Annotated in this window: 15 protein-coding genes and 1 tRNA gene; 7 read left to right on the top strand and 9 right to left on the bottom strand. The window is 38.3% G+C overall.

The window, feature by feature from the left end:
* Positions 1-133: 133 nt before the first annotated feature.
* A complete protein-coding gene (locus H4J46_RS12505) occupies positions 134-1,033 on the top strand; it encodes a phosphoribulokinase (protein ID WP_182233828.1) in 900 nt (299 codons plus the stop codon).
* 230 nt (positions 1,034-1,263) lie between these two features.
* Here the strand turns inward: H4J46_RS12505 and H4J46_RS12500 are convergent, their stop codons facing one another.
* Positions 1,264-1,668, bottom strand: a complete 405-nt coding sequence (locus H4J46_RS12500; protein WP_182233827.1) for an OsmC family protein — start codon at positions 1,666-1,668, stop codon at positions 1,264-1,266.
* Between the two features lie 331 nt (positions 1,669-1,999).
* On the opposite strand from H4J46_RS12500, the gene H4J46_RS12495 reads away from it, so the two are divergent.
* Positions 2,000-4,498, top strand: coding sequence for a TonB-dependent receptor plug domain-containing protein (locus H4J46_RS12495; protein ID WP_404851797.1), 2,499 nt, complete (start codon positions 2,000-2,002; stop codon positions 4,496-4,498).
* 143 nt (positions 4,499-4,641) lie between these two features.
* Here the strand turns inward: H4J46_RS12495 and H4J46_RS12490 are convergent.
* Positions 4,642-4,718, bottom strand: a tRNA-Arg gene (locus H4J46_RS12490).
* A 451-nt stretch (positions 4,719-5,169) separates the two neighbouring features.
* On the opposite strand from H4J46_RS12490, the gene H4J46_RS12485 reads away from it, so the two are divergent.
* The 4 genes from H4J46_RS12485 to prsR are packed head-to-tail and all read left to right on the top strand — an operon-like array spanning position 5,170 to position 12,636.
* The gene (locus H4J46_RS12485; RefSeq protein WP_182233825.1) at positions 5,170-6,162 is read left to right on the top strand and encodes an efflux RND transporter periplasmic adaptor subunit; all 993 of its coding nucleotides are present in this window, start codon (positions 5,170-5,172) and stop codon (positions 6,160-6,162) included.
* A gap of 5 nt (positions 6,163-6,167) precedes the next feature.
* Entirely contained in the window at positions 6,168-9,212 is a 3,045-nt protein-coding gene (locus H4J46_RS12480) for an efflux RND transporter permease subunit (RefSeq protein ID WP_182233824.1), read from the top strand.
* A gap of 3 nt (positions 9,213-9,215) precedes the next feature.
* Positions 9,216-11,273, top strand: a complete 2,058-nt coding sequence (gene prsK / locus H4J46_RS12475; RefSeq protein ID WP_182233823.1) for an XrtA/PEP-CTERM system histidine kinase PrsK — start codon at positions 9,216-9,218, stop codon at positions 11,271-11,273.
* A 13-nt stretch (positions 11,274-11,286) separates the two neighbouring features.
* The gene (prsR, locus tag H4J46_RS12470) at positions 11,287-12,636 is read left to right on the top strand and encodes a PEP-CTERM-box response regulator transcription factor (protein WP_182233822.1); all 1,350 of its coding nucleotides are present in this window, start codon (positions 11,287-11,289) and stop codon (positions 12,634-12,636) included.
* 225 nt (positions 12,637-12,861) lie between these two features.
* Here the strand turns inward: prsR and H4J46_RS12465 are convergent, their stop codons facing one another.
* The 5 genes from H4J46_RS12465 to H4J46_RS12445 are packed head-to-tail and all read right to left on the bottom strand — an operon-like array spanning position 12,862 to position 18,600.
* Positions 12,862-13,893, bottom strand: a complete 1,032-nt coding sequence (locus H4J46_RS12465; protein ID WP_182233821.1) for an XrtA/PEP-CTERM system-associated ATPase — start codon at positions 13,891-13,893, stop codon at positions 12,862-12,864.
* Positions 13,894-13,897: 4 nt separating this feature from the next.
* Positions 13,898-15,523: a TIGR03016 family PEP-CTERM system-associated outer membrane protein gene (locus tag H4J46_RS12460; RefSeq protein ID WP_182233820.1), complete on the bottom strand. Its 1,626-nt coding sequence runs from the start codon at positions 15,521-15,523 to the stop codon at positions 13,898-13,900.
* Positions 15,480-16,343, bottom strand: a complete 864-nt coding sequence (locus H4J46_RS12455; protein WP_182233819.1) for an XrtA-associated tyrosine autokinase — start codon at positions 16,341-16,343, stop codon at positions 15,480-15,482. The genes H4J46_RS12460 and H4J46_RS12455 overlap by 44 nt, the downstream gene beginning before the upstream one ends.
* Positions 16,344-16,346: 3 nt before the next feature.
* Complete coding sequence (locus H4J46_RS12450; protein WP_182233818.1) at positions 16,347-17,939, bottom strand: XrtA system polysaccharide chain length determinant; 1,593 nt, start codon at positions 17,937-17,939, stop codon at positions 16,347-16,349.
* 37 nt (positions 17,940-17,976) lie between these two features.
* The gene (locus H4J46_RS12445; RefSeq protein ID WP_259365830.1) at positions 17,977-18,600 is read right to left on the bottom strand and encodes an XrtA/PEP-CTERM system exopolysaccharide export protein; all 624 of its coding nucleotides are present in this window, start codon (positions 18,598-18,600) and stop codon (positions 17,977-17,979) included.
* A 246-nt stretch (positions 18,601-18,846) separates the two neighbouring features.
* Here H4J46_RS12445 and H4J46_RS12440 point away from each other — a divergent pair, with 246 nt between their 5' ends.
* Positions 18,847-20,256 carry a TIGR03013 family XrtA/PEP-CTERM system glycosyltransferase gene (locus H4J46_RS12440; protein WP_182233816.1) on the top strand — a complete coding sequence of 470 codons (1,410 nt, stop codon included), beginning with the start codon at positions 18,847-18,849 and terminating at the stop codon, positions 20,254-20,256.
* Positions 20,257-20,440: 184 nt separating this feature from the next.
* Here the strand turns inward: H4J46_RS12440 and H4J46_RS12435 are convergent, their stop codons facing one another.
* Entirely contained in the window at positions 20,441-21,427 is a 987-nt protein-coding gene (locus tag H4J46_RS12435; RefSeq protein WP_182233815.1) for a polysaccharide deacetylase family protein, read from the bottom strand.
* 3 nt (positions 21,428-21,430) lie between these two features.
* Positions 21,431-22,525 carry a hypothetical protein gene (locus H4J46_RS12430; protein WP_259365829.1) on the bottom strand — a complete coding sequence of 365 codons (1,095 nt, stop codon included), beginning with the start codon at positions 22,523-22,525 and terminating at the stop codon, positions 21,431-21,433.
* Positions 22,526-22,546 lie beyond the last annotated feature (21 nt).

The raw sequence follows: 22,546 nt of genomic DNA, 5'->3' as shown, positions 1-22,546 counted from the left end.
TAAAAGCGGAGCTTAGGCTCCGCTTTTTTGTGCGCTAAAATCACCTACCCTAAGGTAAGAACATGAGCTAAAGCTTGACCCGCCTAGTAATACCTCGTATAACAATTATCCATTAATAATAAGGTCATCCATTATGTCGTCACGAAATCCTATCATCGCTGTTACCGGCTCTTCGGGTGCAGGCACTTCTACGACAACAGAATCGTTTGAGCATATTTTTCGTTCATTGGGCATTACATCAGCAAACGTTGAGGGAGATAGTTTCCATCGCTATTCGCGCCAAGAAATGGATTTAGAAAAGCGCAAAGCGAAAGAACAGCAACTTAAATTAAGTTACTTTGGCGCTGCGGCCAATGATTTTCACGCCTTAGAAAAATTATTTAAAGATTACTCAGAAACAGGTAAAGGAAAAATGCGCCGTTACCTGCATACATTCGATGAAGCGGTGCCTTATAACCAAATGCCAGGTACTTTTACCCCGTGGGAAGCTCTGGGCGAGGGCACGGATCTACTTTACTACGAGGGGTTGCATGGTGGGGTTGTTACCGAAAATAATGACGTAGCAAAGCATGTTGATCTACTCATAGGTATGGTGCCGATTGTAAATTTAGAATGGATACAGAAGATTATACGTGACACCGACAAGCGCGGTCATAGTCGTGAGGCTGTAACCCAAAGTATTGTGAGAAGTATGGAAGATTACATTTCATTTATCACACCTCAGTTTTCGCGTACCCATATTAATTTTCAAAGAGTCCCGACTGTTGATACCTCAAATCCTTTTAGTGCTAAAGCGATTCCAACGTTAGATGAGAGTTTTGTGGTGATTCGTTGCCGTGAGTCAAGTCAACTCGATTTTCCGTATTACCTCAGCATGATCGATGGATCATTTATGTCTCGCATGAACACCCTAGTTGTGCCTGGTGGAAAAATGGGCTTAGCAATGGAATTATTATTAACCCCGTTGATTAAAGACTTAATGCTTAGAAAGAGTGAAGCAAACAAACAACTTGATTGGATGAGTGACTTGTGATCCTAGGCCAATATTTTTTAAGCCGGTAACAAATTATTTGATTTGACCTTTACTACTCCTGCCGTTTTTCTTTTCTCTCTGTGAATTATTTTTATAGGAAGGAAACAATGAGTAGCGACTGAAAGAATTTAAGGCCCAGTTGACTTACTTCAGCATTCAATGTCAAAAGCTTAAAGCGTCGCCAAGGTAAAAAGAAGGTTACCCTAGCAGCTATAATGGTAGCAAATGGGCTATAGACCCATAATCTCGAAGTCGTGAGTAATATTAACCGACTTATTTAGCATCAATGCTACCGAACAATATTTATCAGCAGATAAACTGATCGCACGCTCAACATGCTTAGTACTAACATTGTTGCCTTGAATAACGAAATGTAAGTGGATATCAGAAAATAATTTTGGCACAGTATCAACGCGTTGAGCTGATATTTCCACTTTACAGCTAGTAATAGCTTGTCGTGCTTTTTCCAATATACTCACCACATCAACTGAAGAACAAGCGCCTAGAGATATCAATACACTTTCTAATGGGCTTGGCGCCAGAGCACCTGCGTTCGCATCTAATACAATCGTGTGGCCACTTTCAGACGTGCCGATAAACATTTCTTCGCCGATCCATTTTACTTGTGCTTTCATTTATATTTTCCTGAGTGTTAAATTCAGCTGAATGTTAACCAGTTATAATAACATTAGCTACTAACTCTAATAACATTTGTTGCTGAAATCATATTAATGGCGGCTAGGTAAATCTAAATTTATTGATATTGTTATCAATAAAATTTTTGTCGATCACAGGTCAAATCAGGCGAAAGTTGAATCGCCTGTTAATTGTCAATAAAATGATGGAATAATGTTTAGTTTCACTGTAAATTTATCGCCACAAACTTGTGGTTTTTTTATTTCTAAATTAAAGGTGAAAAAGTTGTTCTTTAATAAATATTTTCGTTTACACACCCTAGCTATCGCTATAGGTACATCATTTTCTTGCTCACCATCTTTTGCGGCTGCTACAGCCTCTGTTGATGAAAATTTAGAAACCATTTCAATACTTGGCTCTCGTGTTTCAAGTAGAACAGCAACTGAGTCAAGTTCCCCTATTGATATTATTTCCAGTGAGTCATTAACCAAAGGTGGTTTTAGTGAATTAGGTCAAAGTCTTCAGGCTATGGCTCCGTCATTTAATTTTAGTAGAACGCAAGTATCAGACGGTTCTGACTTATTTAGACCGGCAACGCTTCGAGGTCTACAGCCTGATCAGACCTTAGTGCTAGTTAACGGCAAGCGACGTCACAATCAAGCCATTTTCGGGTTAAATGGTACCGTTGGTGCGGGTGCCGCCGGTACTGATATGAATGCAATCCCCATGACCGCGCTAAAAAATGTGCAAATACTTCGCGATGGCGCCGCTGCTCAATACGGTTCCGATGCTATCGCGGGTGTAATAAACCTTGAGCTTAAAGACAGCACAAATGTGACATCGGGCTTTATTCAAACGGGTGCTACAGGAGAGGAAGACGGTGATGTTTTAGCTGCAGGCTTAAATACGGGTTTTGATTTAGGTAAAGCGGGCGGTTTTATTAATTTAACCGCTGAATATAGAGATTACGACGGCACTAATCGCGCTCAAAAAGATACCGGCGGCAGTTCAACAACGCCAGCCGGTACCTTATCTAAAAAGGTTCGATGGGGCCAAGGTAATGCTGAATCAAGCTTCAAGTCATTTTTCTATAATGCGATGCTACCATTAGAGAATATGGAGCTTTATGCTTTTGGTGGATACTCAAATAGAACCGCTTTAGGTAATGGTTTTTACCGTAGCTTTAATGAAGCTGAAAAAAATGTACCACAAATTTATCCAGATGGATTTTTACCTCGCATTGATAATGAAGCACAAGATATATCAACAGCATTTGGCCTAAGGGGCGAGTTAAATGATGATTGGAGTTTTGATGTTTCCACCACCTATGGCGAAAATGAATATGACTTTTATTCTAACAATACCATCAACGCTTCTTATGCTGCAGAATATCTAGCACTGAACCCTACAGCAAGCGATCAAGACATTGCTAATAACGCCGGACCAACATCAGGTTACTCTGGTGGCTTTAGGTATGATCAATTAACTTTCAACGCCGATATTTCAGGCCTTATCGAAATGAATAGTGGCGAAACACTGTTTGTTGCTTTTGGTGCTGAATATCGCCAAGAAAATTATGAAATTGTTGCTGGTGAAGTCGCTTCATACGCTTGTGGTGCAAATAATAGTTCAAGCTCTTCTGTGTCTGTGATCGATAGTAATGTTTTCGCGGGTTGTGGTTTTCAAGCGTATCCAGGCTTAAGACCAGATGCAGCAAATGATGCAGACCGTCACAGTTATGCCTTATATCTTGATCTTGAACAGCAAATTACAGAGCAATGGAACCTAGGTGCAGCATTACGTTACGAAGATTTCTCTGAAGCCGGTAGCAAGCTCATTGGTAAGTTATCAACGCGTTATGAACTTACCGAAAGTTTAGCCGTCAGAGGAGCATTATCAACAGGTTTTAGAGCACCGTCTCTTCAGCAAAGTGCATATACTGCCTACACCACTAACTTAGGTGCAGGCGGCGTGTTATTGTCATCATTTACCGCAACAGCGGGTTCAGCATTTCCTTCAGCATTAGGTGTAGATAGTTTACAGCTTGAAACATCTAAAAATATAAGCCTAGGGCTGGTTTATGATGTTAACAGTGCTCTATCGGTCTCTTTAGATGCCTATCGAGTCAAGATTGATGATCGCATTACCTTAGGTAGTTTGTTAAATGCTAATGACGTGTCATTTAATACTGAGGCATTGACGGCGCTCAACGCTACAGGGGCAGTACAAGGTAATTACTTCTCAAATGCAGTGAACTCTACTACCCAAGGGCTCGATCTTGTTATTACTTATCAGACAGAGCTATTAGCAGGTAATTTAGACGTAACGCTCGCGGGTAATTTAAATGAGACTAAAATTGATAGTGTAAACTCGCCAGAAGGTATTCCAGAAAATGTCGCGTTAGACGATTTACAACGTAGCTTCTTAACGGATGGACAACCGAAACAACGTGCGACTTTGACCTTTGACTATAGTAACCAAGCATGGAGTGGCGTTATTAGAGCCAATTACTATGGTGAGACTGACATTATGTATTTTGGTAATGATCATATCGGACTACCCGGATTTTTATCACCAACAGGCAGTTTTAAACCGACCAGTGTTGTAGAGTCAGCGTTATTAATTGACGTTAATCTAGCGTATCAGCTTAGCGATACTTTACAATTATCTGCCGGTATAAATAACGTATTTGATAAGACACCCGATGAGCTTGGTGAAGATGAAGTCTTAAACTTTATTACTAATGGAGCCTTTAAATACCCAGTCAGAGCGCTACCTTATGGCTTCGATGGCATGAGCTATTATGCACGAGTAAACTTTAGTTTCTAGTGTCTAGTTTAGAAAATTAAATTAAATTTTATTATTAGAGCACTACACAGTAGTGCTCTTTTTATTTAATAACAGTCGTAATCTGAGGTTTGAATAAGCGTTTGGTAAATAACTGAAATTAATCTAGGCATCTATTGAAAAAGTGGCCCACCCGACAGGAATTGAACCTGTGACCACACGCTTCGGAGGCGTGTACTCTATCCAGCTGAGCTACGGGTGGTTTTTGACTTGTGTTACATAGATATAACAAACAATAAGTTATCATTCAATAAGAATAAAATCATCTAATTGATTGTTAACGCTTTATTAATCAACATCCTTTTTAGAGACAGTGCTGTATCTAGCTAAAGCATCGGAGTATATTGAAAAGATTTAAGCGCGGCAAATACTATAGATTATCGTCGTTTATGTCTAGAAGATTGCGAAATTTATTATGTAAAAGCTTCACTTTTGAGTCATTTATGTAAATTAGCTTTAAATGCACTATTAATCTAGCTGCATAACAAGGTGTTTCTGCGGTTTGCACTTTGCGACGAATAGGCTATTACATTAACATGAGTTTAATATATTGTTAATATAATGGGGGAAAAGATGTACTTTCGTCATGAAGATGCCTAAAGTAAAGGCCATAATATCTTTTATCTCAAGACCCTATAAGTAAACACTTGGCTATGAAACGATTCTTAATTGTATTTACCTTATCACTTATCTTAATAGCGAAACCGCTATTGGCTCAGTCATATGATACAGAAGTGATCAGCGCTGAACTTTACCGAGGTACCATTGAACGTACTGGAAAGCTTGATTACAAGAGAACATTGAGCCTGTCATTTAAAACTAGTGGCTACTTAACGTTACTCAGTATTGACGAGGGCGAGCAATTTAAGAAAGGGGAATTGTTAGCGTCGCTTGATATTACTGAGTTAACAGAACAGAAAAGTTCCAATTATGCACAAATGACACAAGCAAAGCGTGAAGTGAAACGCATTAGTGGTTTAATGGATAATCAACTGGCTTCTGAGCGCGATATGGACGCTGCTATCACTCGAGTAGAAACCACTCAAGCGTCTTATCAAGTAGCTTATTATAATTTAGTTAAAGCCAAAATATATGCACCGTTTTCAGGCGTTGTGTTAGCCCGCGATACAGAGCTTGGTGAGTTCCAAAGTCCGGGCCATCAAGTACTGAAAATTGCCAAGTTAGACTGGGTGATAAAAGTGGCACTAACAGGCCAAGAAATTAGCCAAGTTCGATTAGGTCAAAAAGCTAGCGTCGCTTTAAGTCAAGCCGGTATGGTTGAAGGCGTTATTAGTAAAATTCCTGCCATGGCTAATGAAAGCAGCCAGTTATTTATTATTGAGGTTTTGTTACCGAAAATAAAAATAACCTCAGGTATGATCGCAGGACAACTTGCCAGAATTAGCATCGATTTTGAAAGTGACAAGTTTGTTTATCAGCTGCCAATAGCAGCACTTGTTGCTGTTGATGACGAAGATAAAGCCATTGTTATTGTGCAGTCCTCAGATAATTCAGTTTTTAAAGAGCATAGTTTTCAAGTCTTTCAGGTAGACAATGATTATGTCTACTTAAAAGCAGTGCGTAATGACCAAGCTTTAAAAATAGTCACTAAAGGTTGGCAAAATATTGTCGTGGCTGGACATTAGTTATTATGCAGCTTCCTCGTATTGCCATAAAAAATGCTCAGTTTACCTTCACTATTATTGTGCTGATGGTACTTGTCGGCATTGTTTCATATTTTCATATGCCTCGTTCTGAAGACCCTCAATTTGATATTCCAATTATCTTGCTGGAAATTATCTATCCAGGTGCGTCACCTACTGATATTGAAACCTTAGTGGTTGATCCGCTTGAAGAAGAATTTTCTGATATTGAAGGCATTAAAAAAATTGAGTCACAAATTAAAAATGGCGGTGCCCGCATCTACATAACCTTTTTATATGGTAGCGATCCCAATACCGCTTATAACGAAATTAAACAAGCGGTATCAACGGTCAAGCCAAGCTTACCTGAAGGTGTACAAGATGTCTTAGTGTTAAAAGCAACACCCACTAGTGTGGCTATTATTCAGTTGGCTCTTTGGAGTGAAATCACTGACTATAAAAGTATGGAATTTCACGCAAAACAGCTTGAAAAACGTTTGGAAGCTATTGAAGCAGTAAAAAAAGCCGATATATGGGGCTATCCAACACAGGTTGTGGCCGTAGATTTAAACCTTGCGATGTTAAAACACTACGGCATTAGTATGCTCACCATTAATAGTTTGCTACAAAAACGGGCTATTAACATTACACCAGGTTTTGTTGACGCTAATACACGGCGATTTAATGTTAAAACCAGTGGTAACTTTCAACATATTGACGAGCTTAACAACACAGTGGTATTTTCGAATGACACAAGCGTTATTCGTTTAAAAGATGTCGCCAGTGTTGGTTTTTCTAGTAGAGAACCTAGCTATTTGGCTTACTACGATAGCAAGCCGGTGATATTTTTGACGGTAGAGCAAAGATCAAATACCAATATATTTGCGCTCACTGAAGCCATTGATGAAGAAATATTGGCGTTTAAACAAACGCTGCCTGACACCATTAAAACAGCCATGCTGTTTAAGCAATCTGACGGTGTAGAAAATCGCGTTAACGGCTTTTTTGATAACTTATGGCAAGGTTTAGTGCTTGTTGGGCTAATGTCATTAATATTTTTAGGGTTACGCGAAGCTATTGTGGTCCTTATTGCCATCCCATTGTCTTTCTTAATTGCTATTGGTTGGCTCGATTTTGCAGGTTTTGGCCTGCAACAAATGTCTATCGTAGGGTTAATTATTGCCTTAGGTTTGTTAGTTGATAATGCCATTGTCGTCACAGAGAGTATTCACCAGGAAAAGAAAAATGCAGCAACGTTGGCGCAAGCCTCGGCAATAGGCACCAGTAAAGTTGGTTGGGCCATTACGAGTGGCACAGTCACTACCATGTTGGCTTTTTTACCCATGCTTATGCTGGCGAGCGACACAGGTGATTTTGTGCGTTCGATGCCAGTGACTGTGGTATTGGTACTGTTGGCATCTTTGCTGATTGCCTTAACACTTACCCCCTTACTGGCCAGTAAGTTTTTTAGTCAAAAACCCAGTAAAGTTAAAGCGCTACAACATTATGTCAACATATTTGCTGAGCGCTATTATGTTGGGTGGCTAGGTCGTTTAATGAATATAAAACTTATCATGTTAGTGCTCGCCTTCGTCGCCTTACTTGCTATGGCATCTCTCTTTGGGCAAGTAGGGGTGAGCTTATTTCCTAAAGCTGAGAAAGCAATGTTGTTAATTGATGTTGAAACACCGGCTAACTCATCATTAGATTATACCAATGATGTTATGCACTCGATGACAGCGTTTATGAAAACTCAACCCTATGTTGATAAAGTTGCCCTTAATGTTGGTAGCTCTAATCCCCGTATTTATTACAACGAAATTCCTAAACGTGGTGTAGCAAGTTATGGTCAAGTGCTATTGGTATTGAAGTCATATGATGAGACAGCAGTAAATACTTTGGTCAAGGTGTTACGAGCAGAATTTTCACAATGGCATCAAGCAAAAATTACTGTGAAGGAATTTACTCAAGGCCCGGTGACTGATCAGCCGATTACCATTAGATTGATCAGCGAATCCTTATCTGATCTTGAAGAGGTTGCTAGTGATTTACAAAGCCAAATGGCTGCAATTGAAGGAGTAATTAATCTAGATAATCCTATTGGTATTGCCAATACTGAATTAGTCTTAGCGATAGATTATGATAAAGCAGCACTGTCAGGCATAGACATAAACCAGTTGGATAATAGTATTCAAACCGCGCTTTCGGGCACATTTATTGGACAATTTAATGATGTTAATGGTGAGAACTATCCTATTTTAGTGCGTCGGCCTAAAAGTGCTTTAACCGTACTTTCTGATATAACAATTGTTAATCAACAAGGTGAGAGTATTCCTTTAGGGCAGTTTGTTGAGATAAAATTGCATAAAGGCCGGACAGATTTTTTTCATTATCAAAAGTTACGTATGGCACGTGTATCGGCTGATGCAGCCCAAGGTTATTCTGTGCAAGCAATCACCAGTGAAGTGGTTAACTACCTAGATAAGTATACATTGCCAGTAGGTATGTATTACCGCTTAGGGGGAGAAGAAGAGTCTCGACAAGAGTCTTTTTCGGGCCTGTCACAAATTATGTTAATAACAGCTATCGGTATTTTTGCTATTCTAGTTTTGCAATTTAAATCATTTTCACAGCCACTGATCATTTTTACTTCAATACCTTTTGCTATGGCAGGCGCAGTATTTGGCTTGTATTTAACTAACCTGTCATTTTCTATGATGGCTTTTATTGGCTTGATAAGCCTCTTTGGTATTGTGGTTAATAATGCCATTATTTTAATCGACACAACCAACCGAAATTTATCAACAGGTTTAGATAAAAAACAAGCTATTTTATCTGCCAGTGCCACGCGTTTTACGCCAATATTATTAACAACAATTACAACTATTGGCGGTTTATTACCCTTAACACTTTTTGGTGGCAGTTTGTGGCAACCCTTGGGTGTCGTTATTATTTCTGGCTTATGTGTTTCGGCTATTGCGAGTTTTATCATTGTGCCGATACTCACCGAGTTATTTACAAAAACAGACTTTTCAAGAAAGATTAAAGCATAATTTATGGATTTTATTGGTTTATTAGGCTTCTCTTCAGCCGTCGTGGTCTATGCATTACTTGCACTGCTCATTATTGCTGCCCGTAACCAGAGCTTAGTTGCACAAGCGGTATTATTTTGTACCTTAGTCACGTTAAGCAGTAATGTCGTGGCTACCCTACAAATTAAATTAGGTTATAACCTGCAATGGGCTATGTTAGCAGATGGCATTAAAATAGCCTGTTGGTCGTTATTAATTATTTTATTTAATACTGAAAATCGTGATTTTAAAGCACTATTGGGCAATTACACCATTCGCCAATACCTTGGTGTTTGGTTACTGTTGATGTTGGGTTGTTGGTTGGCAAGCTACTGGTTAGATTATGCCTACAAATATATATTTTTGCTGTTTATCGTGCTTAATTTGTGGATGTTAGTGTTGCTTGAACAGCTTTATCGCAATGCTAGCCGGCAAGTGCGTTGGGCTATTTGGCCGTTGGTAGTCGCTCTTGCCGGTGTCGCTATATTTGACTTTGTGCTATATGCACAAGCCGCTATGGTTGATAGCATTGCTTTTAACTTTTGGTTTAGCCGAGGTTTTTTAGCGCTATTTGTGGCACCACTTTTATTGATCAGCATTCGCCGTATTAATAATGGTGAAGTACGTATTTTTGTCTCTCGTCACGTTGTTTTCTATAGTTCCATGTTGATGATAGCAGGTGCTTACTTACTGCTAATGTCATTTACTGGTTATGTTATAAATTACCTAGGTGGAGAATGGGGTGATTTAGTTAGTATTGGTTTTTTAATGCTCAGTGGTATTGTCCTTGTTGCTTTGTTGATTACAGAGTCTTTGCGCCGTCGCGTTAAAGTTTTTATCGCCAAAAACTTTTTTGCCAATAAATATGAATATCGCGACGAGTGGTTAAACCTGATTGAAAAAATAGAAACGGCTAGCGGCGAAAGCCATTATCAAATGGCAACACAAATTATGATGTCTAAAGTAGAGGCTTCACGTGGGGCGATCATTAAAAAGTTTACCAACCAACAATATCAAATTCAATACAGCCATGGGCTTGAAATCAATGAAGAGATAGAAAAACAGCTTTTGGAAGTTGGGCTATTCTGCCACCAAAAAGGTTGGATAGTTGACGTCAATGAATACGAAAACTCTCCTTTTCTTTATCCTGAATTAACCTTAGATGTCGGGCTATGTCGGTCTAACCACATCCAAATTATAGTGCCAATATTTATTGGCAAAGCATTTTATGGCTTATTTTTACTTGCGGATGAAAATGAACTCAAAGGACTAAATTGGGAAGACAGAGATTTATTATTTGCCATATCTAAACAACTTGGCAATTTTATTTCACTCTATGAAGCCACTGATAAACTCAGTGAATCAAAGCAATTTGATGCCTTTAATCGTATGTCAGCATTTTTGGTACATGATCTGAAAAATGTTCAGGCGCAATTAGCCTTAATTACTTCAAATGCCGAAAAGCATCGCAATAATCCTGAATTTATTGATGACGTTTTTGAAACGGTCGAATCAGCAACACAAAGGCTAGAAAAGGTATTGTCTCAACTGCGAAAAAAACAGATTGAACAGTCTTCTCATAGCCAGACTGATTTAGCTACAATCGTTAAAAAGGTTGTTTCGCAATGTAGTCAAAGCTTACCAGGGATTGAATTTGAGCAACATGGTAATTGTGTGACTTATATAGATAGTGAATCTTTTCAGTCTGTCATGCATCATTTGATACAAAATGCACAAGAGGCAACAACAAAGGATGGTTGGATAAAAGTTTCTCTTATTGAAAAAAAACGCACTATTAGAATTACCATTGCAGATAATGGCTGTGGCATGAGTGAAGAATTTATTAAAAGTCGATTATTTCGGCCTTTTGACTCAACCAAAGGTAATGCTGGTATGGGCATTGGGGTATTTGAAGCAAAGCAGTTTTTTGAGAATATGGCGGGTATTATCAAAGTAGCAAGTACGCCTAAACAAGGAACAGTGTTTACTATTGATCTGCCATTAAAATTAGCGGGCGCAATAAGCAGTCAAGATTTACTATAAGGATCTAACCAGCATGGAAAAGTTGTTAATCGTAGACGATGATAAAGGAATCCAAAAGCAATTAAAATGGAGTTTATCTGATTACGATGTTGTACTCGCAGGCGATCGTGAAAGTGCGATTGCTGCAGTTCGCCGTCATGAACCTAAAGTTATCACCTTAGATTTGGGCTTACCACCCGATCCAGCTAACGTGTCAGAAGGTCTCGCTGCATTGCAAGAAATTTTGACTATTGCACCACATAGTAAAGTTATTGTTATCACCGGCAATGATGATCGAACCCATGCGTTAGCAGCGATTTCTGCTGGGGCGTATGATTTTTATCAAAAGCCGATTGAAACTGACGTGATTAATGTCATTGTTTCTCGTGCATTTAGTTTGGCAGCTATTGAACAAGAAAACCGCAAAATGCGTGCGGTTGCCGGCAGTGACATGGGTATTATTGGCAACAGTGAGAGTATTGAACGTTTGCGCATGATGGTAAAACGTATTGCTCCAACAAGCATAACGGCTTTACTGTTAGGCGAAAGTGGCACCGGTAAAGAGGTAGCGGCTAATGCTGTACACTTAGCGAGTGAACGTAAAAAAAAGCCTTTTATTGCGATAAATTGTGCCTCTATTCCAGAGGCCTTATTGGAAAGTGAATTATTTGGTTTTGAAAAAGGCGCTTTTACTGGCGCGCATCGTACCACCAAAGGAAAAATTGAATGTGCAGAAGGCGGGACATTATTTCTCGATGAAATTGGTGATATGCCCTATAGTTTACAAGCCAAATTGTTACGTTTTTTGCAGGAAAAAAATATAGAGCGTCTTGGTGGCCGACAAGAAATTTCAGTTGATGTCAGAGTTGTTTGCGCGACCAATCAAAATCTTGAACAGATGGTTGCTAATAAGACCTTTCGAGAAGATTTGTTTTATCGTGTTAGTGAAATTACTTTAAATATTCCGCCGTTACGTGATCGAGATGAAGACGTCATCATCCTTGCACAGTACTTTCTTCAACATTATGCTATTGAATATAAGCGTAACGTTAAAGGCTTCTCTGAAGATGCATTAAGCGCGATTAAAGCGCACAAGTGGCCAGGTAATATACGTGAGTTACAAAACAAGGTGAAAAGTTCGGTTATTATGACGACTGGCACACAGGTAACCGCAATAGACTTAGGTTTCTTTGATCATCAAAATAAAAGTTTTGAACTCTCACTTAATTTACGTGTAGTACGTGAGCAAGCCGAATCAATCGCCATTCAAAAAGCCTATACACTGTCTGACGGCAACATGTCTAAAGCAGCTGATTTGCTTGGTATAACTCGGCCAACACTTTATTCATTAATAGAAAAGTATGGATTAAAAGTTAATGGTTAAATTTTATTTAACTTGATGGACTAAAATTCAACTTACATCGACTCTAGGGGTGATAATCTAGCCTTGGGTAATTTTTTTGTAGGTCGGACTTCAGTTCGTCAATCGTTAAGCGGGCGATTAACTGAATGGGCCAAAAAACACTCGTAGTGGAAACTACTTCATTGATTGGCATTTAGCTCAACCTACACTTAATCTGCGCAGGCAAAGCTATAACCATAAGGTGTGTTACTTTTGAGTGCTCTCTTCTGTATTGGTGTAAATACGGCTTTTATGTTTGAGTATTTTATCAATGTAACGAGCCATTTTTATTTTTTGTTTTATATTACCTTCCAGTATTTCTTCTACTTCTCTTAATATCTCTTTAATGCTTTCCACTTTTTCTGAAGAATTTACCACAACTTGACTTGGCTCATTACTGGCTAATTCTGCGGTATTTAGTGAGCCGGTGAGTTCAACTTCCATTTCTTGTGCAACTTCATTAATCGCATCAGTGTTTATACTTTTAAGTTCCTCCAAAAAACCAAATAAAAGTAAGCGGTCGACAAAAATATTTATCTTTCGTGGCACACCGAGGGTTTTCTCATGAATGAGGTCAAATGCCGCATCGGAAAACAAATCATCTTTAATACAACCGGCCTGGTGCAAGCGATGATTGATGTATTCTTTCACCTCTGCTTTTGATAAAGGTTTCAAATGTGCAGAAGCAATAATACGTTGGCGAAACTGCTCCATATTAGGCGCTTGTATAATACCTTTTAGTTCTTCTTGGCCAAGTAAAAAACTCTGTATTAAAGGTTTATTATCCAGCTGGAAGTTAGACAGCATACGTAACTCTTCAACAGTTTCACTGGGTAAGTTTTGCGCTTCATCAACAATTAATAAGGCTCTTTTTCCTTGTTGATGTAATCGAATTAGAAATTTTTCAATGCCTTGCAGTAAATCTGCTTTACTATTACCAATAACGGAGATGTCAAATTCTGAAGCGACTAACTCAAGTAACTCCTGAGGATTTAGTTTCGTGGTAACAAGCTGAGCTGCTACAATACTTTTATCGCCTAAGTTATTTAATAAATTGCGCGCGATAGTCGTTTTACCTGTACCTATGGGCCCAGTGACCACGATAAATCCTTCACCTTGGTCTAAACCATACTGTAGATAAGACAACGCTCTTTGATGATGACTAGACGCAAAAAAGAATCTTGGATCAGGACTTAATTGGAAAGGTCTTTCTTTAAAACCATAGTAAATTTCATACATACTGCTAAAAGCCTTTGGTAATTTTGGCGCTAATGCGGCCTTCTTCATAATTGAGAAGTGCATTGCCAGAGCTTCTGTTTAGGTAGCTCACAGCGACATTAAAAGACAATGCACTATTTAGGGATGTATCGTAGTCTAGTTGGTAACGTCGATACCTATCAGTACGCTCTAGCTCGGTATCAAGTTGCAAGCTAGTTTCAGTATAAGATAAAGTAAAACCAGCACTAGAACGGCCACTGACTCTTCGTTTTATGCTTAAACTTGCTGAGCTCAATTCGTCTTCAATACGGGTGTCGAGATTTTCTCGATTTTGCTGATTAGTATTAATACTAATTGTGGTGCGAGGTAGCGCAAGTGTAGAGGTCCAACTAAAGGTTTTATTAAGTGAATAAACGTTATCTTCTGCTAAGGTAAAATCTTGAATCAAAACTATTTGAGAGCCCTGATTGCTTGAGTCATTTGGGGTATTAAGAAAAATGGTAGTATCATCTTTAAGAATACATTCTTCGATCTGCAAGATATTATTAGGACAAAAATAAAGTCCAATAGTGTTTGGTACAAAATTATTACGGGTAAACGTCTGAATATTTTCGACATAACTAATAGTGTTGGTTAAACGCCTATTACTATGTGTTAAATCAAGGCCATAACTCGTACCATAAAAGCGTTCAGAAATGTTTGCTGAAAGCTTGGTGCGAGGAGAAGGTTGCCATTGAACAGCGGCATTTACATATGCTTTCTGTTCATCGTCATTCAGATCTAACTTATCGCCAATCGGTTTGTTATATGAGGCATCTAAACGCAGTCTTGGTGAAATTAACCAGCGAACCCCTAAGCCATAAGAATTTGACTCTAATGATCGATTCGTAGTATTTATATCACCACTATTATCTTCGCTATAGTAACGTACAAAGGGATTGACATTATAGTCAGTAATTAAGCCAATAATAGCTTCACTTTGGCTTTGCTGACCATTCTTGCCATTATTTTTTTGCTCTTGATAATTATGCTGTAATTCCCAAAACGCATGTCGAGTACCAGTACCATTAGTACTGTTGAGTTGGGTAATTACGCTTTCTCGATTGCCGATATTATCTGCTGAATTGCTTTTTTTATAGCCAATAGACGAATTAACAACATAAGTACTATTGTTAATATTGTATTCAATACCACCATTATAGGTTTCAACTTGAGTTGTATCGGCGGAAACAATATCAGCTAAGGCGTTTCTACTGCCATTACGGGATTGGTTTGAAATATTCACAGCACCAAAAAGTACAATGCCGTTAGGCCAAAGCTGAAGCCGTAAATCACTCGCTATCGTGTGGTAATCATTATCAAGTTTATGATTATGGCTATACAGTGCATAATTACTTTGCGACGACAAAGTAAATTTTGCTTGTTGTGCGGTATAACTGGTTTTTATATTAACCCCAGCTTGGCTTACTAAGCTAGATTGTTGATTATTAAGAACTAAACCAACATTGTCAGTATAGGTTTCATCAAGATTAATGCTCGGGTCAAATTGCCAATCACCTGCAAAAGCAAAGTTAGAGTAAATCAATGCGAAAAAAACACTAGTGAGTTTAGTTTTTTGTGCCATACCCATAGCCGTAGCCGTAGTAGCCATACAAATCCTTATGAGATCTTATTGCTTTATTAAGTACCAGCCCCAAAGCTAAATTTTCGTTGAGGTGTTCAGTTGCCGCCTGTATATCAACAATTGAGGTTTTTGATTCCTCAACAACAATGACTGCTTGTCCCATTAAATTTGCTAATACCAGTGTTTCTGTGACGCCAATCAATGGCGGGCAATCAAAAATAACGATACGATCGGGATAACGATTAGCCAACTCATTAGCCAATGTAGCCATTTTCTCACTGGCTAATAATTCGTTAGACAAATGGTGTAGTTTCCCAGCCGGTATTAATTTCAATTTATTAATATCGGTATTGTAAATTATATCGCTTACGTGTTCTGTTTTACCCAGTAAATAATCAATCATACCAAGCTGCTCTTCAATACCTAATTCACGCATAACACTTGGCCGAAGAACATCTGCATCGACAAGCAATACCGTTTTATCTTGTTCAAGCGCTATACTTAACGCTAAGTTAATTGCAACAAAGGTTTTACCTTCGTTGGGTTTAGCACTACTGACCATAATTAAATTACTATGGTGTAGTGTTTTTGCCGCTTTACCAAAAGCATTGTTCAGCAGTATTCGCTTGATTTTACGGAATTCGTCTTTGATACTTTTCCGAGTACCGTTATCAATGAGATAACCGCGCTCTGCTAAACCTATTTTATCAAGGGGCAATTCGTGCTTTGGACTTGCGTAAATAGGCTCCTTAATACTCTCTTTTTCTAGCGAATATTGAGCCTCCTTAACGGAGGTTTCCAAATTTTTCTGCTGTTGTTTGGCTCGCGCTTTTTCAATAATACTCATAAATTATAAAATCCCTCTAATCGGCGCTAATATAACATTGGGTGCAATGGCATAAAGCATAAAAAATGCCAGCATGATGAAGAGCACACTATTAGAAATAATAAAAATCAGGGTTTTTCGTTTATACCAACGTTGCAAGCCAAGATTTTCTGTGGCTGACACCACACCAAAGACAGGAATACCCGTAATTTTTGCTACCTGACTACTAGAGGTAACCACGGGATTAACTTGACTAAATAACAGAGATAAGCCAACACCAACACCAAAAGCAAAAATAGTCGAACCCACTAAAAATAGCACGCGTTTGGGTCCAACGGGTGCAGTTGGGGCTCGAGGTGGGTCAATAACTTTAAATTGTATTGGGTTTGTTGTTTCATTGGCTTGTTGAGCTAACAGTGCTGTTTCTTTGCGGTTGAGTAATTGTTCATATTTCTCTTTTGTAATGTTATAGCCACGATTCAATGAGGTTAACTCTGCTTCAATTTCTGGCAAAATGTGAATTTTGCTTTCAAGCTCTTTAACTTGCCGGCGATAATCATTTGCTCGAACGGTAGTTGATGCTACTTGATTTTCTAACTGATTCACCTGTATTTGCAATTGTTGTATAACGGGGTTTTGGCTGCTTAAAAGCTTACTGCCATCGTCATTTTTAGTGCTACTTAAATATTCATCAATTTCTTCACTGCGTTGATTATTTAAGTGAGCAAGTCTGCGTTTAACTTCTTTAACATCAGGGTGCATTTCTGTATAACGTAATTGCAGTGAATCTAAATTTGCTTCTAATTCAGCAATACGACCGTCATAAGTGGTTTGAATACTATAGGAATTCTTAATATTATTTTGAGCATTACCACCACTGGACGGAGAAGAGCTTAATTGCGCTTTCGCAGACTTTAATTGAGTCTCTAATTCACGTAAACTTAAATCAATTACTTTTAGTTGCTCTTTTACAAGATTTAACTTTTGATAATAGCCGCCATATTGACCGGGTAAAACGCCACTATATTTTTGTTTGAAATCGGTCAACCTAGACTCAGAGGCTAATAAGCGATTTTCATAGTCTTTGATCTGGGTATCTAAGAATTTTTGTGCTGAGTTGGAATCGTTTCGATTTTCACCTAACGTATTCTCAATAAAAACAGTTAATGCAGAATTAACAACATTTTTTGCCATTTCAGGATCTTTATCTAGATAAGAAATGGTAAAAATATTGTCTGCACGACCACCCGTTTTTCTAATCGTAATATTAGATTTTAAGCGATCAATTAATGACTCATAAGCTGCAGGCGTGGTGGCTTGCACATCTAAATCTGTCATACGCGTTATGCGCTCTAGATTTGGGCGACTTAACAGCGTTTTAATCATTAAACGGATTTGTGTTTGGGGATTTGTTTCAACCGTTAAACCTTTTAACAACGGACCCAGGATAGATTGAGTATCTGCGTATATACGGGCATCAGACTCATACACATTATCAAGTTGAGCAATATAAACCCACGCTAACGGGCATATTAACCAAGTTGATATAATAATAAAGCGACGCTTAAGCCAAATCCCTTTAAGGTAATCTATAATTTGTTCTATAATTTCTTGCATTCCTGACCTCTAAAACAGGTAAATAAAGCTATTACGTTTAAAACCATGTTTCAGGTATTACGATAATATCGCCAGGTAATACATCAACATTTGCTGATATTTCCCCATTTTTAATTAGGTCTTCAATAAATATGTCATATTGTTTTTGTAGACCATTTTCTATACGCACTAATATTGCCCCGTTACCATTGGCAAACTCAGTTAACCCACCAACGCGGATCATAACGTCTAATAAGGTCATCTGCTGAATATAACTAACCGACTGGGGCTGGGCTGCTTCACCAATAATGCGAATTTGTTCACTGAAGGGGCCAACAAAATTATTGACCGTTACGGTCACAACAGGTTCTCGCAAATAGGTAGCAAGTATTTCTTCAATTGAACGGGCAAGTTCTGTGGGTGTTTTGCCTGATACGGGAATATCTTCAACTAGCGAAGTGGTGATCATACCATCAGGACGGACGATAAACGTGCCCGAAACTTCAGGATTTCGCCAAACAAAAATATTGACCACATCGCCGGCACCAATTAAATATTTGTACGAATCTACATCTACAGTGTTTGACGGGTGAAGCTGGGCAGGAGGTAATGTAGGTGAACTACATCCGGTTACAATATAGCCTAGTGCAAGAAATATAAGTGCTTTTAATGTATTAGTCATGCATTTTTCCATGGTATTAACCTTCTTATTTACAACTGTTTTTTATATAAGCGATTAGATTGTATTTGATTTTCACATATGATGCACATTATTTAATATATTGTAAAGATATTGTAAATAAAGTACTTTAAATATACTAATGTTTACCTACATCAATATTTACATTTAGTAATGAATCAACTCTAATAAAATAAAAGCATTACATGCTGGTTTATTTTTATTCACTAAAAGGAACTTTCCAAGCTTATGTCGAATCTTAAATTTCGCAATTTACCTGTGGGTAGCAAGTCTTTAGTCCTAATCGAATTTTTCTGTTTTGCGGGCGCACTTTTACTGAGCTTATACCTAAATAGTTTATTTCATTTTGTTGCTTACGATCCACAAAGTGTCGCGTTAAACGTGTTGTTTATCCACGCAGTTGTTTTTGCCTTGATGGTTCAGCTTTCATGTTTGGCAATGGGACTTTATAACTCAAAATTAAGGGAGAACTTACGAGGCGTAATGAGAAGATCACTAGTGTCGGTCGCTATCGGTTTCTTTATTGTTTCTTTGCTTAATCTTATTTACGGTGATGGTGCATTAGCTATTGAGTTATTAGCTACGGCGTCATTGATAAGTTTCTTCATAGTGAGTGCCGTGAGGTATTTAACACTACGAATAGACTTTTTTGGTTTCAATAAACGCAATATCCTAGTATTAGGAGTAGGTGAACGTGCCTCGATTATAGAAAGGCGAATGCGTCGAGATGTTGACCGACAAAACTTTTTTATGCATGGCTTTGTGGTCCTTAATGGCGATGCTGACCATGGCATCATCAATGAAAATATCATTAAGTTAGATACCTCATTAGTTAATTACGCGTTAGAGCATCAAATTGATGAAATTGTTGTGGCCAACGACGAGCGCCGAGAAAATCTACCTGTGGATGAACTTTTTGCCTGTAAAATTAGGGGCGTTGAAATAACAGAAATCCTTGACTTTATAGAGCGTGAAACGGGTCAAATTGCTGTTAATTTAATTTATCCAAGTTGGGTTATATATTCTAATGGCTTTGCATCATCTAATCATTTACGAAACACTTTAGACTGGATTTTTAATGCGGGTATGGGCTTGATTTTACTGATGGTCACTTGGCCTATTATGCTCATTACTACCCTATTAATTAAGTTAGATGAAGGGTTAAAAGCGCCTGTTTTTTATTCCCAAGAGCGTGTTGGCGTAGATGGCGAAGCTTTTAATATTATTAAATTTAGAAGTATGCGACTTGATGCAGAAAAAAATGGTGCTCAAATGGCCTCAGAAAATGACAATAGAACCACAAAAATTGGCAAGTTTATTCGAAAATATCGCATTGATGAACTACCACAAATATATAACGTAATGTTGGGTGAAATGGGTTTTGTTGGCCCTCGTCCCGAGCGGCCAGAGTTTGTTCAGCAGTTGATTAAGAATATTCCATACTATAATGAACGCCATAATGTTAAACCGGGCTTAACAGGCTGGGCGCAACTTAAGTACCCATACGGCGCTACAGAAAATGACTCTTTAGAAAAACTAAAATACGATTTGTATTACATCAAACATCGCAGCTTTATGTTGGATTTACTGATTTTAATCAGAACAGTTGAAATCATTTTATTTGGCAAAGGCCGCTAAACTTTCCACCCTAATATCTTTAAATTCAAGTGCCTATGTACTTGAATTTGAGAGGTAGCTTCAGGAATACCCCCCCCCCCCACATTTATGCAGGTTTACACCGTAATATTAATCACTTAAAACCGCTATTTATTAACTGAAAGCTGACAGCCAACAGCTTAAAACTTCAAGCTGTTGTTATCATTTAAAGGGTAGGTGCGTTAAGACACAACTCCATAAATCTTCTTTCAGTAAAGGGCTCAGAAATTGAGAATCGTCCTAATTGAAATTTGTTAGGCTTTAATTGTTGATTGATAAAGTATCGAAAAGTGAAAGCAAGTTGATATCCTTGTCGATCTATTTCATCAAACATGTCTTTGTTATAGGTTGAGGCATTGCCCACGGGGTAAGAAATAGACAATATTTTTTGAGTTAATTTCGCTTCTAATAACATTTTTGCATGCGATAATTCATGTGATAGTTCTTTGGCACTTAAGCCTGAAAAAATACGATGCGAATGTGAATGAGCACCGATTGCCATGCCAGCAGACTCCATTTCAGCTATATGCGCCCAAGTCATAAATTCACTGTCATAATGCTCTAATACCAAGCCAGTAATCTGGCGTAATTCTACTAATTGCTTCTCTATCGGCACCGATACCGATTTGAATTGGCTTAATACGGCTCTAATATTATTATTTAATGTTGTGTTCGATAATACAATCGGTTTATGCCACGAAGGCAGACTCAGTTCATCTAAATTACACTGCCTAACATGCCAGGCAATTTCATCCCACCAGGGAACAACTTTTGATTCAATTAGCCCGGTAGCAACAAAGAAGGTTGCGGGAACATTCATGGCCCTTAAAACAGGAAAAGCTAATTCGTAGTTATCTAAATAACCATCATCAAAGGTAATGTAAGCGAGCTTTTTATCCACTACCTGGCCACTATTGACTATGGCTATAAAGCAAGCTTGATTGATGACTTCAAAATTATTTTTAATAAAAGACAGGTGTTTTTTTAAGTCTTCTACGCTACAAGAAAATATATTAGGGTCATACTTGCCTTTATTAGCGTCACCTATACGGTGAAAGTTAAAGCAATAAATGCCATTTTTTCGATAACGCCATAATAGTTTTGTTATACCTAAATGACGGAAAATTCGCGTTCTAATTTTATTAATCAGCATGCGCTATTTCGCAAAAAAATTAGGTTTGGGTAAGATATAATCACGGTATTGATGAGGACTTCCTGCCTCATTTGCTTCGGCTGCTTTAATCATATTGTACATTTCCCTGCTATTAACGTAATGCAATTGATGACGCTCACCATCGTTGTATTTAGCTTCTAAATAAGAAAACATATCATCAACAGGTTTTCCTAATATAATGTCCATATCTCTTTCTTGTGTACCATGGGTGTGCACTTTAATGAATACCCAATCAGGCTTACCCTTAACATGCACATTAGCTTCTACCCATAAATCAACACGCTTATCAGTCGGCTCCATGCCTTTTCTAATGTCAGCGTTTTCGATTTGAGGAAAAATGCCTTTTTTTAATTTTTTCCAGTTCAACATCAATGGGCCGTTCACTATCATAAGGTCACCCCATGGGCTTCCTCCAACACTCACGTCAACACCCGTGTTATGCGATTTTGGTTTAAGCGCATCATCTTTGGCGTAATAGATACTATTAATGGTTTTAGGTTGTGTACTATGAGGGGCCGACGGATAGGTAAAGTCTGCGTAACAACCGGTTTCTTTTAAAACAATTAATTCGTCGTTTACACCACAAAGCTTACCGTCATGACCTGAATTATCGAGTGTCCAATTACCATGAATAAAGCCATACATTAATTGCCCTGTTTCTGGGTGATGAGACAAAGCACCATGGTCATTATGTAAAATATGACAAAATTGGCTAATTGACGCTCTTAGGTTATCAGAGGTGTCGTTGTCATGATGCAAGTGTACTTCTATCTCACCAAAACCAGCGCGACATAATTTGGCAATTTTATCTAAATGTTCAACGCGATACTCTTCCTCGGGGTAGAAAAAAGTGTGTTGAGGGTGTACGCCGTTGGCATCAAGGTGTTTACTTGCCATGGCGGGATATTCTTCACACCAACGGTCAACACGGCTGCGTTCAATATCAATGCTATTTGGCTTACCCCACTGAGGTTCATAGTGATCAACAAAAGAGAAAATAATATGTTGGGTATTTGCCGCGTTGTGGGCTGGTTTTTTCATGCGTTGTTTAATGTATTGTGGCAGCCACTCCTGCATATTTTTCTTCTTTAAAATAAG

Source organism: Colwellia sp. MB02u-6 (assembly GCF_014077095.1).
GTDB lineage: Bacteria > Pseudomonadota > Gammaproteobacteria > Enterobacterales > Alteromonadaceae > Cognaticolwellia.
The sequence above is the reverse complement of the archived record's forward strand: the minus strand, read 5'-3'. Positions and strand labels throughout refer to the sequence as shown.